Below are 14,457 nucleotides of genomic sequence, written 5' to 3' on the forward strand. Positions count from 1 at the left end.
CCCACAGAACCCGGAACCCGCACGCGGAAGGGCCGCGCACCCTGAGGTGCGCGGCCCTTCCGCCGTTACCGCGTGGCTGACGCCGGCCGGCGTCAGCGCACGTCGCCCATGAGCGACTTGACCTTCCTGCGGTACATGTAGACCGCGATGCCCGCGATGGCGGCGAGCACCGCCTCCGCGGCGACCGCGCCGGTGCCGCTCAGGTCGACACCGCCGACGGCGGGGTTGGAGAGCAGGCTCGTGATCGAGTCGCCCGCCGTGACCGCGAGGAACCACACGCCCATCATCTGGCTGGCGTACTTCGCCGGGGCCATCTTCGTGGTCACCGACAGGCCGACCGGCGAGAGGCAGAGCTCACCGGTGGTCTGGATGAGGTAGATGCCCACCAGCCACATCGGGCTGACCAGCGTGTCACCGTCGGCCATGGTCATCGGGACCAGGAAGAAGAAGAACGACACGCCGATGATGAACAAGGCGGCGGCGAACTTGGCGACCGTGCTGGGCTCCTTGCCCTTGCGGTTCAGCCACAGCCAGATCCAGGCGAAGACCGGGGCCAGCGCCATGATGAACACCGGGTTCAGCGACTGGTACCAGGAGGAGGGGAAGGTGAAGCCGAGCAGCGAGTCGGCGGCCTTCGTCTCACCGAACGCCTGGACCGTGGAACCGCCCTGGTCGTAGATCATCCAGAAGACGGCGGCGGCGACGAAGAACCAGATGTAGCCGGTCATCTTCGACTGCTCGGTGTCCGACAGCTCCTTGTCGCGCTTGATGCGCAGCAGGACGCCCGCCGGGATGATCAGGCCGAGCACGGTCAGCGGGATCATCGCCCAGTTGAGGGTGAAGTGGCCGGTGAAGCCGACGATGCCGTAGAAGACGGCCGCGACGGCCAGCCAGATCAGGCCCTTGCGCAGCCAGGAGGCGCGCTCCTGGGCCGCCAGCGGCTTGGGAACGACGCTGCTCTCCGGGCTGAGGTTGCGGGTGCCGATGAGGAACGCCGCGAGACCGATCGCCATGCCCACGGCCGCCAGGCCGAAGCCGAGGTGCCAGTTCACCTTCTGGCCGACGGTGCCGATGATCAGCGGAGCGAAGAAGGCACCCATGTTGATGCCCATGTAGAAGATGGTGAAGCCACCGTCGCGGCGCGGGTCGTCCGGACCGTCGTAGAGGTGGCCGACCATCGTGGAGATGTTGGCCTTCAGCAGGCCGGAACCCAGCGCGACCAGTGCCAGACCGGCGAAGAACGGCGCCTGGCCGCCCGGCAGCGCCAGCACCAGATGGCCCGCCATGATCGTGAGGGCGGCGATGGCCACCGTCTTGCGGGGGCCCCAGACCCGGTCGCCCAGCCAGCCGCCGGGCATGGCGAGCAGGTACACCATCGACAGGTAGACCGAGTAGATCGCGGTCGTGGTGGCGAGATCCATGCCGAGCCCGCCGCCCATGCTGCCTTCCTTGGCGTCAGGGCCGCCGGAGAGCAGATAGACGACAAGCAGGGCCCTCATGCCGTAGAAGCTGAAGCGCTCCCACATCTCGGTCATGAAGAGGGTGGCCAGTCCCCGGGGGTGGCCGAAGAAGGTCTTCTCGGAACCGGGGGTGCCCGGGCGGACCGAGTCCTTCGTCAGGCTGGACGCCATGGTCGTTCCTTGCTGGTCGGGACGCGCTCCATAGGCGATGCGCGCCCGGTGGGGAAAGCCGGCACCGGCGGCTGGGCCGTCCACCCCACGCCTACGGGGCACCCGCCCCGGATCACGGGGCGGCGGACGGTGACCACCGGGATCCACGCCTCGGTGCGCGGCGCTGCGCGGTGAGGCCCGGCCACAGGTCATTCCTTGTCAGGCTGATCTCGGACCAGCCCGCACACAAAAGAGACCTTCAGCGTCGTATGCCGCCAAAGGTCCCCGTGGTGCTACAGGCGTTGGTTCACCATACGGCAGGACACCGCCCGGTATGGAAGGACTTGAGACATGGATCACAGGTGATTCCGGAACCACGGAGGCCCTTTCCAAGGTGGTTATCAGGATGGCATCGCACACCCGCAGGCTCACTTCGAGGGTACGCCCGCGGCGGCGGGTCGGGTGCGGGAGCCGCGTGCCCGGCTTGTCCGAAGGTAAGAACGACCGCACGCATCTCACCTCGGCCGTTGGGCCGAGCGGACTACCATCACCTCATGACCCGTGTACTGCTCGCCGAGGACGACGCGTCCATCTCGGAGCCGCTGGCCCGCGCACTGCGCCGGGAAGGGTACGAGGTCGAGGTGCGTGAGGACGGACCCGCCGCACTCGACGCCGGGATGCAGGGCGGCGTGGACCTGGTCGTACTCGACCTGGGGCTGCCCGGCATGGACGGCCTGGAGGTCGCCCGCCGGCTGCGTGCCGAGGGCCACACCGTGCCGATCCTCATCCTGACCGCGCGCGCCGACGAGGTGGACACCGTCGTCGGGCTGGACGCGGGCGCCGACGACTACGTCACCAAGCCCTTCCGCCTCGCCGAGCTGCTCGCCCGCGTCCGGGCCCTGCTGCGGCGCGGTTCCGCCGAGCCGCAGCAGCCGCCCGCGACGCACGGGGTCCGCATCGACGTCGAGTCGCACCGCGCCTGGATGGGCGACGAGGAGCTCCAGCTCACCGCGAAGGAGTTCGACCTGCTGCGGGTGCTGGTGCGCGACGCCGGCCGGGTCGTCACCCGCGACCAGCTGATGCGCGAGGTCTGGGACACCACCTGGTGGTCGTCGACCAAGACCCTCGACATGCACATCTCCTGGCTGCGCAAGAAGCTGGGGGACGACGCGGCCAACCCGCGGTACATCGCCACCGTGCGCGGCGTGGGCTTCCGCTTCGAGAAGAACTGAGCCGGAGCCCGGGACGGACCGGGCCCCGGGAGAGCCGTGGGTAACGTGGGTAAGAGGACATGCGCCGTCGACTGATCCAGTCCACGCTCGCCGTGGTGCTCGTCGTGATCGCCGTCTTCGGCGTCTCCCTCGTCATCGTCGAGACCCGGACGATCAGCAGCACCGCCCAGGAGAAGGTCGACCTGGAGGCGGCCCGGCTGGCCAGCATCGTGGACAGCCGGCTCCTGGGCACCGGGCGGGTCGACCCGGACATCCTGCGGCAGCAGGTGGCGGACGACCGGTACGCCGTCATCCGCATCCCGGGCAGGCCGGTCATCGAGATCGGCGACAAGCCGGACGGCGAGGTCATCCGCGGCAAGACCACCGGCGAGGAGGGCGAGACGGTCGTCGTCGAGGAACCGCGCTCCTCGGTGACCCGCGAGGTCGGCCGGACCCTGGTCATCATCGGGCTGGTGGCGCTGCTCGCGGTGATCGCGGCGGTGCTGCTGGCCGTGCGCCAGGCCAACCGCCTCGCCTCCCCCCTCACCGACCTCGCCGAGACCGCCGAACGCCTCGGCTCGGGCGACCCGCGCCCGCGGCACAAGCGGTACGGCGTCCCGGAGCTGGACCGGGTCGCGGACGTCCTGGACGCCTCAGCCGAGCGCATCGCCCGCATGCTCACCGCCGAGCGTCGCCTGGCCGCCGACGCCTCCCACCAGCTGCGCACACCGCTGACCGCGCTGTCGATGCGGCTGGAGGAGATCACCCTCACCGACGACCCGGAGACGGTGAAGGAGGAGGCGACGATCGCGCTGTCGCAGGTGGAGCGGCTGACGGACGTGGTGGAGAGGCTGCTGACCAACTCCCGCGACCCGCGCAACGGCTCCGCGGTCACCTTCGACCTGGACGACGTCATCCAGCAGCAGATCGCCGAGTGGCGCCCCGCCTACCGCAGCGCGGGCCGCGCCATCGTCTCCTCCGGCAAGCGGCACATGGAGGCCGTGGGCACGCCCGGCGCGGTGGCCCAGGTGCTGGCCGCGCTGATCGAGAACTCCCTCATGCACGGCGGCGGCACGGTGGCCCTGCGGACCCGGGTCACCGGGAACCAGGCGGTCGTGGAGGTGACGGACGAGGGGCAGGGCGTCCCCGCCGACCTCGGCGCGCGCATCTTCGAGCGGACGATCAGCGGCCGGAACTCGACGGGCATCGGCCTGGCGGTCGCCCGCGACCTGGCGGAGGCCGACGGCGGCCGCCTGGAGCTGCTCCAGACCAAGCCCGCGGTCTTCGGCCTGTTCCTGTCCCGCACCCCGCCCCCGAAGAAGACGGACGCGGCCCACACGGTCCGCTGACCGGTCCGGCCGGAGCCACCCGGCCGGCGCGGCGGCGGGTCCCGCTGCGGGGTCCAGCCCCGGCCCGCGCCCGCTACGGCCGGGCCCGCTACTGCCGGCGCCCGGCGCCCACCCGGCCCGCTCCCGGGCGGCGGCCCGTGCCGTGGCCGTCACCGGGACGGGCCCCCGCCGGGCGCCCGGGCTCCAGGAACGATTCCGCGCGGGTCACCGTCTCGCGGGCGGGCAGGGCGCGGAAGACCCAGGTGCGGTACGACCAGAAGCGGAACAGTGTGGCGATGCCGATGCCCAGGAACTTGAAGACGTTGCTCTGCAACGGGCTGTCCCAGCCGAAACCGTACGTCGCCGTGTACAGCACGCCGTTCTCGATCACGAGCCCGGCCGCGCTGAACAGCAGGAACAGCGTCATCTCCTTCGTACGGCCGCCCTTGTCGCGGTCCCGGTACGTGAAGTAGCGGAAGCCCAGGTAGTTGAAGACGATCGCGACGACGGTCGCGACCACGCTGGCCCGGACCACCTGGAGGTCGGTCGTGTGCCGCACCAGGTTGAACACGAGCAGGTTGACGAGCAGACCCGCTCCGCCCACCGCGCCGAACTTGGCGGCCTCGCGCACGAGCCGGTCGATGCGCTGCCGCACCGGCCCGCGGGATACTGCCGGGGGCGTCGGGGGACACCCCGAGGAACCGCGTCCCATGGTCGTGCAGGCCCCCGTCCGTCGGTCGGCGTCAACCCAGCCATGCTAACCACCCGCGGACCCGATCTTCCTGCGGACGAGGGCGGATCCCGGACGGAGGGGGGCGAACCGGCCGGGCGACCGGCCGGTCCTCCGTGGCCGATACGCTAGGGGTGTGACGTTCCCGGTAGTCGGTATGGTCGGCGGGGGCCAGCTCGCTCGTATGACACACGAGGCGGGCATCCCGCTGGGCATCAGGTTCAAGCTCCTCAGTGACACTCCTCAGGACTCCGCGGCCCAGGTCGTGAACGATGTCGTCGTCGGCGACTATCGCGATCTGGAGACCCTGCGCGCGTTCGCACGTGGCTGCGATGTGATCACCTTCGATCACGAGCATGTCCCGACCGAGCATCTCAGGGCCCTGGAGGCGGACGGCATCCCCGTGCGCCCGGGTCCGGACGCGCTCGTGCACGCCCAGGACAAGGGCGTGATGCGGGCCAGGCTCGACGCGATCGGCGTGCCCTGCCCGCGGCACCGCATCGTGGCGGACCCGGCCGACGTGGCCGCCTTCGCCAGGGAGGGCCTGCCCGAAGGCGCCGAGGGCGACGGCTTCCCCGTCGTCCTGAAGACGGTGCGCGGCGGCTACGACGGCAAGGGGGTCTGGGTCGTCGACTCCGTCGAGGAGGCCGCCGAGCCCTTCCGGGCCGGTGTGCCCGTCCTCGCGGAGGAGAAGGTCGACTTCGTCCGCGAGCTCGCCGCCAACGTCGTCCGCTCCCCGCACGGCCAGGCCGTGGCGTACCCGGTGGTCGAGTCCCGCCAGGTCGACGGCGTCTGCGACACCGTCATCGCCCCCGCGCCCGACCTCGACCCGGCCCTGGCCCTCCAGGCCGAGCGGATGGCGCTGGACATCGCCAAGGAGCTGGGCGTCGTCGGCCACCTCGCCGTCGAGCTGTTCCAGACCCGCGACGGGCGGATCCTCGTCAACGAGCTGGCGATGCGACCGCACAATTCCGGTCACTGGTCGATGGACGGCGCGATCACCTCCCAGTTCGCCAACCACGTCCGGGCCGTGCTCGACCTCCCGCTCGGCGACCCGCGCCCGCGCGCCCCGTGGACCGTCATGGTCAACGTCCTGGGCGGCGACTTCCCGGACATGTACTCCGCGTACCTGCACTGCATGGCCCGCGACCCCCAGCTCAAGATTCACATGTACGGCAAGGACGTGAAGCCCGGCCGCAAGGTCGGCCACGTCAACACCTACGGCGACGACCTGGACGACGTGCTGGAGCGCGCCCGTCACGCTGCCGGTTACCTGAGAGGGACCATCACCGAATGAGCCCCGTTGTTGGCATCGTCATGGGGTCGGACTCCGACTGGCCGGTGATGGAGGCCGCCGCCAAGGCCCTCGACGAGTTCGAGATCGCCTACGAGGTCGACGTCGTCTCCGCGCACCGCATGCCGCGCGAGATGATCGCGTACGGCGAGCAGGCGGCCGACCGCGGCCTGAAGGCGATCATCGCCGGTGCGGGCGGCGCCGCCCACCTGCCCGGCATGCTCGCCTCCGTCACCCCGCTGCCGGTGATCGGCGTGCCCGTGCCGCTGAAGTACCTGGACGGCATGGACAGCCTGCTGTCCATCGTGCAGATGCCGGCCGGCGTCCCCGTCGCGACCGTCTCCGTGGGCGGTGCCCGCAACGCCGGTCTCCTCGCCGCCCGCATGCTCGCCGCGCACGACGAGGAGCTGCTCGCCCGGATGCGCGAGTTCCAGCAGGAGCTGAACGACCAGGCCACCGAGAAGGGCCGCCGCCTGCGGTCCAAGGCCGAGGGGGCCGGGTCCGGCTTCGGCTTCGGGAAGTGACGGCGATGACCGCGCTGGAGCGGGCCCGGGAGCTCCTGCGGGAGTTCCCGGTCGTCGACGGGCACAACGACCTGCCGTGGGCGCTGCGCGAGCAGGTCCGCTACGACCTGGCCGCGCGCGACATCGCCGCCGACCAGTCCGCCCACCTGCACACCGACCTCCCGCGGTTGCGCGCGGGCGGCGTCGGCGCGCAGTACTGGTCGGTGTACGTGCGCGCGGACCTGCCCGACGCGGTCCCGGCGACGCTGGAGCAGATCGACTGCGTACGGCAGCTGCTCGACCGCCACCCCGGGGAGCTGCGGGCCGCGTTCACGGCCGCGGACATGGAGGCGGCCCGCGCCGAGGGCCGCATCGCCTCCCTCATGGGCGCCGAGGGCGGCCACTCGATCGCGAACTCGCTGGGCACCCTGCGCGCGCTGTACGCGCTCGGCGTGCGCTACCTGACCCTCACCCACAACGACAACGTGGCGTGGGCGGACTCGGCGACCGACGAGCCGGGCGTCGGCGGGCTGTCGGCCTTCGGCCGCGAGGTGGTCCGCGAGATGAACCGGCTCGGCATGCTGGTCGACCTCTCGCACGTCGCGGCGACGACGATGCGGGACGCGCTGGACACCTCCACCGCGCCGGTGATCTTCTCGCACTCCTCCGCGCGAGCGGTGTGCGACCACCCGCGCAACATCCCCGACGACGTCCTGGAGCGGCTGCCCGCCAACGGCGGCGTGGCGATGGTGACGTTCGTGCCGAAGTTCGTGCTCCAGGCGGCCGTGGACTGGACGGCCGCGGCCGACGAGAACATGCGCGCGCACGGCCTGCACCACCTGGACACCAGTCCCGAGGCGATGAAGGTGCACCGCGCCTTCGAGGAGCGCCACCCCCGCCCCGTCGCCACGGTGGCCACGGTCGCCGACCACCTCGACCACATGCGCGAGGTCGCCGGCGTCGACCACCTCGGCATCGGCGGCGACTACGACGGCACGGCCTTCACCCCCGACGGCCTGAACGACGTCTCCGGTTACCCGAACCTGATCGCCGAGCTGCTGGACCGCGGCTGGTCCAAGGCCGATCTGGCCAAGCTGACCTGGAAGAACGCGGTCCGGGTGCTGGGCGCGGCGGAGGACGTGGCCCGGGGCCTTCAGGCGACGCGGGCGCCGTCCAACGCGACCATCGAGTCACTGGACGGCTGAGCGGCCGCGCCGGCTTCGGCGAGGGTGGGGTAGTCGGTGTAGCCGGCCGCCCCGCCCACGTACATCAGGTACCGGTCCCGCACCTGGTTCAGGGGCGCGCCGAGCCGCAGCCGGGTCACCAGGTCGGGGTTGGCGAGGAAGGGACGGCCAAGCGCGATCAGGTCGGCCCCGGCGTCCAGCAGGCGGGCGGACGCCTCCTCGATCGCCGGGCCGGACATCTCCCCGAGCACCGGGTTGGCGACCAGCGTCCCCGGCCATCCGGCGCGGATCGTCCGGTAGACCGGGCTGTCCGGGTCGGCGAAGACCAGGTGCAGATAGGCCAGCCCCAGCCCGCCGAGCCGTTCGACGAGCGCCGGGTAGATCTCCTCGGTCTCGCCCTCCGCGATGCCGTTGACGGTGTTGCCGGGGGAGATCCTCAGGCCCACCCGGTCGGCTCCGATCTCGGCGGCCACGGCCTCGGTCACCTCGGCGGTGAACCGTATCCGCCCGGCGATCGAGCCGCCGTAGCCGTCCGTGCGGCGGTTGGTGTTGCGGGCCAGGAACTGGTGCAGGAGATGGCCGTTGGCCGAGTGCACCTCCACGCCCTCGAACCCGGCGTCCCTCGCGTCGCGGGCGGCCCGCGCGAAGTCGGCGACCGTGGCGCGGATGTCCTCGGCCGTCATCTCCCGGGGCACGACGGCCGGCCGGTGCCCGCCCGGCGTGAAGATCGTCTCGGGGAGCGGCACGGGCGACGGCGCCACCGGCGTCAGCCCGCTGGTCGCCGGATGGCCGACCCGGCCGCCGTGCTGGAGCTGGAGGAACATCCCCCCGCCCCCGGCCGCGCGCACCGCGTCGGTGACCCGCCGCCAGCCCTCGACGTGCCGCGCGGTGTGGATCGCGGTGATGTTCGGGTACGTCTGCCCGACCGCGTTGGGCGTCGCGGCCTCGGCGATGATCAGGCCGGCGGAGGCGCGCTGGGCGTAGTACTCGGCCATCAGCGGGGTCGGCGTGCCGTCGGCCTCGGCCCGGTTGCGGGTCAGCGGGGCCATCAGGAGGCGGTTGGGGAGGGTGAGCGGGCCGAGGGAGGCGGGTGCGAGGAGCTTCGTCGTGTGCGTCATGCCGGTACGGTAAAAGTTGACACAGGTGTCAGATTCAAGCCCCGGGGGTGGGAGAAGATGCGGATCGGTGAACTGGCCCGGCGCACCGGCGTGAGCGAGCGGTCGCTGCGCTACTACGAGAAGCAAGGGCTGCTGGTGGCCGAGCGTACGCCCGGCGGGCACCGCGAGTATCCCGAGGCCGCCGTCGACCGGGTCATCCGGATCCAGGAGCTGTTCGCCGCCGGACTGTGCAGCAGCAAGATCGCCCAGCTGCTGCCCTGCATGCGGGACACCGACGGCCGCCCCTCCGCGATCGCCACGCCCAGGCTCGTGGCGGACCTGAGCGCCGAGCGGGAGCGGATCGACCGGATGATCGCCGACCTGGTCCGCTCCCGGGACACGCTGGACGAGGTGATCGACACGGCCCGGGGCCGCTGACCGGCGTACCCCCGAACGCGCCATCCACCAGGAAGCCGCCGGGTCCGCGTGCGACGGTGACGGTACTGCACGACGACCGTACGGAGCCCGCCATGGCAGACCTCCAGGACGACCTGCACACCACCCCAGAGGCCGGCGAGCTCGACGACCTGCCCGTGCCGTTCCCGGCGGGGGTCTTCACGCCGGGGAGCTGCCCGCCCGTCCTGGACCCGGACGACGGCCCGCTGGAGCGGGCCCACGCCCTCCTGGCCGCCCACCCCGTCGCCGACGGCTACAGCGGACTGTCCTGGGCGCTCAGGCACCTGGCCTGGTACGACCTGGAGCTCGGCGAGAGCGCCGTCGACACCGACGTCCCCCGGCTCCGCGAGGGCCACGTGGCGGCGGTGTTCTGGTCGCTGCACCTGCCCGAGGAGCCGGGCGGCGACCGGGCCGTCGGCGCCACCCTGGACCAGCTCGACCTGGTCAAGACGGTCGTCCGGGCCCACCCGGAGGGACTGCGCCTGGCCGAGGACGCCGGGCAGACCGCGGACGCCCGCAACTGCGGACGCACCGCCGTCCTGCTCGGCCCCGCCGGGGCCGACGCCCTCGGCGACAGCCTCGGCGTCCTGCGCTGCCTGCGCGCCCTCGGCCTGCGCGTGCTCAGCCTGGCCGGCGCGGCCTGGACGGGCGAGGCGGGGCTGACCCGGTTCGGCGAGGAGGTCCTCCGCGAGATGAACCGGCTCGGCGTCATCGCCGACCTCTCCGGTGCCTCCCCGCAGACCATCCGCCGCACCTTCGCCGTCTCCAAGGCGCCCGCGCTGTGCACCCGCTCCGCCGCCCGCGCCCTGCGCCCCCACCCGGCCAACCTCCCCGACGACCTGCTCATCGAACTGGGCGCCGCGGGCGGCCTGTGCATGGTGCCGCTGACCGCCGAGCAGACCGGCCCCACCGTCCGTGACGTCGCCGACCACCTCGACCACGTGCGCACGGTCGCCGGCCCCGAGAGCGTCGCCCTGTCCGGCACGTACGACACCGGAACCGCCCACCCGCTGGAACTCGGCGACGTCTCCTGCTACCCCCGGCTGATCACCGAGCTGCTCCGCAGGGGCTGGGACGAGTCCGACGTCGCCCTGCTGACCTGGGGCAACGTCCAGCGCGTGCTGCGCACCGCGGACTTCGCCGCCCGCGCGTTCCAGCAGCGCCGGGAGCCGTCGACGGCGACGATCGAGGAACTCGACGGCTGACGGCTGACGGCGGACGGCCTCAGGCGTGCTCGATCTCAGGCGTGCTCGATCCGGCACAGGCAGAACGGATGGCCCGCCGGATCGGCGTACACCTGGAAGTCCTTCTTCTCCCGGTCCTCCAGGTCCAGCGGCCGGGCGCCCAGCGCCAGCACCTTCTCGTGGGCGGCGTCGATCTCCTCCCAGGTGGAGCCGGCGTCGAAGTCGAGGTGGAACTGCTGCGCGTTGCGGTCCGAGCGCGGCCACTCGGGCGGCGTCAGCCCGGTCACCCGCTGGAAGGCCAGGCGCGGCCCGCCGGGGATCTGGAGCACCACCCAGTCGGAATCCTGCTCCTCGGGCGTGCCGCCCGCGACCTCCGCGTAGAAGCGGGCCAGTTCACGCGGCTCGGGGCAGTCGACGACGACGGTATGGACACGGGCCACGGGCGCCATGGGCACAACCTCCTGGAGTCAGCAGGCACAGAGGCAGAACGGGTGCCCGGCCGGGTCCGCGTAAACCCGGAAGCCGCGCGCACGGTCCTCGGTGTCCAGCGGCCTCGCCCCGAGTTCCAGTACGGCCTTCTCGGCCGCGTCGAGGTCCTTCACGTTCAGGTCCAGGTGGAACTGCTGAGAGCGGTCAGGGGCGGGCCACCTCGGCGGGACGAACCCGGGGGCGGTCTGGAAGGCCAGGGTCTGCCCGCCGGGCAGCTTCAGGGTGATCCAGCCGCTGTCCTCGAACTCCGTCTCCACCGTGCCGCCGAGCACCTGCGCGTAGAAGCCGGCCAGGGCGCGGGGGTCGGGACAGTCCAGGACGACGACACCCAGTTCGGCGACGGCCATGACGTCCTCCTCCAAGTCGTCGGTCACCCGCGAAGGCGGGCAATCGGTAACGATCACCTCATGGTGGCGCATATCCGGCACCGGACCCTGAGGCCCCGCCGACGGCCCTCAAAGACACCGGAAAGAGACCGGAAGAGAACAGAGACCGGAAGAGAACAGAGACCGGAAGAGAACAGAGACCGGAAGAGAACAGAGACCGGAAAGAGAAGTGGGACCGGGAAGAGAACAGAGGCCGGAAAGACAAGAGGACGCCGGTTCGGGTCGAACCGGCGTCCTCATCCATGTTCATCCGTGCCGCGCCTCACGCGGTGGGGCGTCCCATCGCCCGGTACGTCCATCCGGCCCGCCGCCACGCCTCCGCATCGAGCGCGTTGCGCCCGTCGAGGACGACCCGGGCCGCCGCGACCTCGCCCAGCGCCTCCGGGTCCAGCTCGCGGAACTCCCGCCACTCCGTCAGATGCAGCACCACGTCGGCGCCCCGCACCGCCTCCAGCGCCGAGGGGGCGTAGCCGAGCGTCGGGAACAGCCGCCGGGCGTTCTCCATGCCCTTCGGGTCGTACACCGTCACCTGGCCGCCCTGGAGGTGGATCTGCCCGGCCACGTTCAGCGCCGGCGAGTCCCGCACGTCGTCCGAGTCGGGCTTGAAGGTGGCGCCGAGCACCGCGACCCGCTTGCCGAGGAACGGCCCGCCGCCCAGCGCCTGCCGCGCCAGCTCCACCATCCGGCCGCGCTGGCGCATGTTGACCGAGTCGATCTCGCGCAGGAACGTCAGCGCCTGGTCGGCGCCCAGCTCGCCCGCGCGTGCCATGAACGCCCGGATGTCCTTGGGCAGACAGCCGCCGCCGAAGCCGATCCCGGCCCGCAGGAACTTCTTCCCGATCCGGTCGTCGTACCCGATGGCCTCCGCCAGCTTCGCCACGTCACCGCCCGCGGCCTCGCACACCTCCGCCATCGCGTTGATGAAGGAGATCTTGGTGGCCAGGAAGGAGTTCGCGGACGTCTTCACCAGCTCCGCGGTCGGGAAGTCCGTCACCACGAACGGCGAGCCCTCGGCGATCGGCGTGGCGTACACCTCGCGCAGCAGCTTCTCCGCCCGCTCGCCGCGCACGCCCACCACGATCCGGTCCGGGTGCAGCGTGTCCTCGACGGCGAAGCCCTCCCGCAGGAACTCCGGGTTCCACGCCAGCTCGGCGTCGCCCCCGGCCGGCGCGTGCTCGGCCAGGTACGCGGCCAGCCGGTCGGCGGAACCGACCGGCACCGTCGACTTGCCGACCACCAGCGCCGGGCCCTTCAGATGCGGCGCCAGCGCGGCGACGGCGGCGTCGACGTAACTCATGTCGCAGGCGTACTCGCCGTGCTTCTGCGGCGTGTTCACGCACAGGAAGTGCACGTCGCCGAAGGCCGCCACCTCCGCGAAGTCCATGGTGAAGCGCAGCCGCCCGCTGGACCCCTCGATCCCGGCGACATGCCGGCGCAGCAGCTCCTCCAGGCCCGGCTCGTACATCGGGACCTCGCCCCGCTGGAGCTTCTCGATCTTCTCGGGCACCACGTCCAGGCCCAGCACCTCGAAACCGAGCTCGGCCATGGCCGCCGCATGCGTCGCGCCGAGGTAGCCGGTGCCGATCACGGTGATCTTGAGGGCCATGCGTGCTCCAGGGGTCTGCGGCAGTCTGCGGGCCCGAGCATAACCGGGGCATGGGAAGGGGCCCCGCCGGGCAGCAATCCGGCTGTCGGCAAGCTCACCTATCCACGTACGTGCACCGGGCTCTAAAATTTCGGTTACTTAACGGTAGTTAGCGTCAGCATCGCAGCGTTTTGGAGCGTGAGACCTTGGCCGGATCGGCTGACTTCGACCTGTACCGCCCGTCCGAGGAGCACGACATGCTCCGCGACGCCGTCCGCGCGCTGGCCGAGGCGAAGATCGCGCCGCACGCCGCCGCGGTGGACGAGGAGGCCCGCTTCCCGCAGGAGGCGCTGGACGCCCTCGTGGCGGGCGACCTGCACGCCGTGCACGTCCCCGAGGAGTACGGCGGCGCGGGCGCCGACGCGCTCGCCACGGTCATCGTCATCGAGGAGGTCGCCCGCGTCTGCGCCTCGTCCTCCCTCATCCCGGCGGTGAACAAGCTGGGCTCGCTCCCGGTGATCCTCTCCGGCTCCGAGGAGCTGAAGAAGAAGTACATGGCTCCGCTCGCCAAGGGCGACGCGATGTTCTCGTACTGCCTGTCCGAGCCGGAGGCGGGCTCGGACGCGGCCGGCATGAAGACGCGCGCGGTCCGCGACGGCGACCACTGGGTCCTCAACGGCGTCAAGCGCTGGATCACCAACGCGGGCGTGTCGGAGTTCTACACGGTGATGGCCGTCACCGACCCGGAGAAGCGCTCCAAGGGCATCTCCGCCTTCGTGGTCGAGAAGTCCGACCCCGGTGTCTCCTTCGGCGCCCCGGAGAAGAAGCTCGGCATCAAGGGGTCGCCCACGCGCGAGGTGTACCTGGACAACGTCCGCATCCCCGCCGACCGCATGATCGGCGCGGAGGGCACCGGCTTCGCCACGGCGATGAAGACCCTGGACCACACCCGCATCACCATCGCCGCCCAGGCCCTCGGCATCGCCCAGGGCGCCCTCGACTACGCCAAGGGCTACGTCAAGGAGCGCAAGCAGTTCGGCAAGCCGATCGCCGACTTCCAGGGCATCCAGTTCATGCTCGCCGACATGGCCATGAAGATCTCGGCCGCCCGCGCCCTGACCTACCAGGCCGCGGCGGCCTCGGAGCGCGGCGACGCGGACCTGACCTACCTCGGCGCGGCGGCCAAGTGCTTCGCCTCGGACGTGGCGATGGAGGTCACCACGGACGCGGTCCAGCTCCTCGGCGGCTACGGCTACACCCGTGACTACCCGGTGGAGCGCATGATGCGCGACGCCAAGATCACCCAGATCTACGAGGGCACCAACCAGGTCCAGCGGATCGTGATGGCGCGGAACCTGCCGTAGCAGGGTTTTCGCAGGTCAAGCACGCTTTGGGGGCGG

14 protein-coding genes are annotated in these 14,457 nt (G+C 71.6%); 8 read left to right on the forward strand and 6 right to left on the reverse strand.

Annotated features, from left to right (window positions below; genetic code table 11):
- Positions 1-92: 92 nt before the first annotated feature.
- The gene (locus tag AB0L74_RS23645) at positions 93-1,631 is read right to left on the reverse strand and encodes an oligopeptide:H+ symporter (protein ID WP_365655680.1); all 1,539 of its coding nucleotides are present in this window, start codon (positions 1,629-1,631) and stop codon (positions 93-95) included.
- Positions 1,632-2,164: 533 nt separating this feature from the next.
- On the opposite strand from AB0L74_RS23645, the gene AB0L74_RS23650 reads away from it, so the two are divergent.
- Positions 2,165-2,842 carry a response regulator transcription factor gene (locus AB0L74_RS23650; protein ID WP_358782430.1) on the forward strand — a complete coding sequence of 226 codons (678 nt, stop codon included), beginning with the start codon at positions 2,165-2,167 and terminating at the stop codon, positions 2,840-2,842.
- Positions 2,843-2,901: 59 nt separating this feature from the next.
- Positions 2,902-4,170 (forward strand): ATP-binding protein, encoded by a 1,269-nt coding sequence (locus tag AB0L74_RS23655; RefSeq protein WP_365655684.1) that lies wholly within the window; start codon positions 2,902-2,904, stop codon positions 4,168-4,170.
- 88 nt (positions 4,171-4,258) lie between these two features.
- Here AB0L74_RS23655 and AB0L74_RS23660 read toward each other — a convergent pair whose 3' ends face one another.
- Positions 4,259-4,861: a GtrA family protein gene (locus AB0L74_RS23660; RefSeq protein ID WP_365655687.1), complete on the reverse strand. Its 603-nt coding sequence runs from the start codon at positions 4,859-4,861 to the stop codon at positions 4,259-4,261.
- 154 nt (positions 4,862-5,015) lie between these two features.
- Here AB0L74_RS23660 and AB0L74_RS23665 point away from each other — a divergent pair, with 154 nt between their 5' ends.
- Genes AB0L74_RS23665 through AB0L74_RS23675 form a run of 3 tightly spaced genes read left to right on the forward strand, consistent with a single transcriptional unit; the run spans position 5,016 to position 7,881 of the window.
- On the forward strand, positions 5,016-6,176 hold the full coding sequence (locus AB0L74_RS23665; RefSeq protein WP_365655690.1) for a 5-(carboxyamino)imidazole ribonucleotide synthase: 1,161 nt from the start codon (positions 5,016-5,018) through the stop codon (positions 6,174-6,176).
- Entirely contained in the window at positions 6,173-6,697 is a 525-nt protein-coding gene (gene purE, locus AB0L74_RS23670) for a 5-(carboxyamino)imidazole ribonucleotide mutase (protein ID WP_365655693.1), read from the forward strand. The genes AB0L74_RS23665 and purE overlap by 4 nt, the downstream gene beginning before the upstream one ends.
- A 5-nt stretch (positions 6,698-6,702) precedes the next feature.
- A complete protein-coding gene (locus AB0L74_RS23675) occupies positions 6,703-7,881 on the forward strand; it encodes a dipeptidase (RefSeq protein WP_365655780.1) in 1,179 nt (392 codons plus the stop codon).
- Here the strand turns inward: AB0L74_RS23675 and AB0L74_RS23680 are convergent.
- On the reverse strand, positions 7,830-8,978 hold the full coding sequence (locus AB0L74_RS23680; RefSeq protein WP_365655696.1) for an alkene reductase: 1,149 nt from the start codon (positions 8,976-8,978) through the stop codon (positions 7,830-7,832). The two genes, AB0L74_RS23675 and AB0L74_RS23680, sit on opposite strands and share 52 nt — an antisense overlap.
- 57 nt (positions 8,979-9,035) lie before the next feature.
- Between AB0L74_RS23680 and AB0L74_RS23685 the strand changes: the two genes are divergently transcribed.
- Together AB0L74_RS23685 and AB0L74_RS23690 are read left to right on the forward strand one after the other, a co-directional pair.
- Positions 9,036-9,395 (forward strand): MerR family transcriptional regulator, encoded by a 360-nt coding sequence (locus tag AB0L74_RS23685; protein ID WP_365655699.1) that lies wholly within the window; start codon positions 9,036-9,038, stop codon positions 9,393-9,395.
- Positions 9,396-9,487: 92 nt separating this feature from the next.
- Positions 9,488-10,618, forward strand: coding sequence for a dipeptidase (locus tag AB0L74_RS23690; protein ID WP_365655703.1), 1,131 nt, complete (start codon positions 9,488-9,490; stop codon positions 10,616-10,618).
- A gap of 35 nt (positions 10,619-10,653) precedes the next feature.
- Here the strand turns inward: AB0L74_RS23690 and AB0L74_RS23695 are convergent, their stop codons facing one another.
- From AB0L74_RS23695 to AB0L74_RS23705, 3 genes are all read right to left on the reverse strand, one after another.
- A complete protein-coding gene (locus AB0L74_RS23695) occupies positions 10,654-11,046 on the reverse strand; it encodes a VOC family protein (protein WP_365655706.1) in 393 nt (130 codons plus the stop codon).
- Positions 11,047-11,064: 18 nt separating this feature from the next.
- Complete coding sequence (locus AB0L74_RS23700; RefSeq protein ID WP_365655783.1) at positions 11,065-11,433, reverse strand: VOC family protein; 369 nt, start codon at positions 11,431-11,433, stop codon at positions 11,065-11,067.
- Positions 11,434-11,734: 301 nt separating this feature from the next.
- Entirely contained in the window at positions 11,735-13,078 is a 1,344-nt protein-coding gene (locus tag AB0L74_RS23705) for a UDP-glucose/GDP-mannose dehydrogenase family protein (RefSeq protein WP_365655709.1), read from the reverse strand.
- 185 nt (positions 13,079-13,263) lie between these two features.
- On the opposite strand from AB0L74_RS23705, the gene AB0L74_RS23710 reads away from it, so the two are divergent.
- On the forward strand, positions 13,264-14,421 hold the full coding sequence (locus AB0L74_RS23710; RefSeq protein ID WP_365655712.1) for an acyl-CoA dehydrogenase: 1,158 nt from the start codon (positions 13,264-13,266) through the stop codon (positions 14,419-14,421).
- The last annotated feature ends 36 nt before the right edge of the window (positions 14,422-14,457 follow it).

Origin of the sequence: Streptomyces sp. NPDC052020 (assembly GCF_040680575.1) — a bacterium.
Classification (GTDB): Bacteria; Actinomycetota; Actinomycetes; order Streptomycetales; family Streptomycetaceae; genus Streptomyces.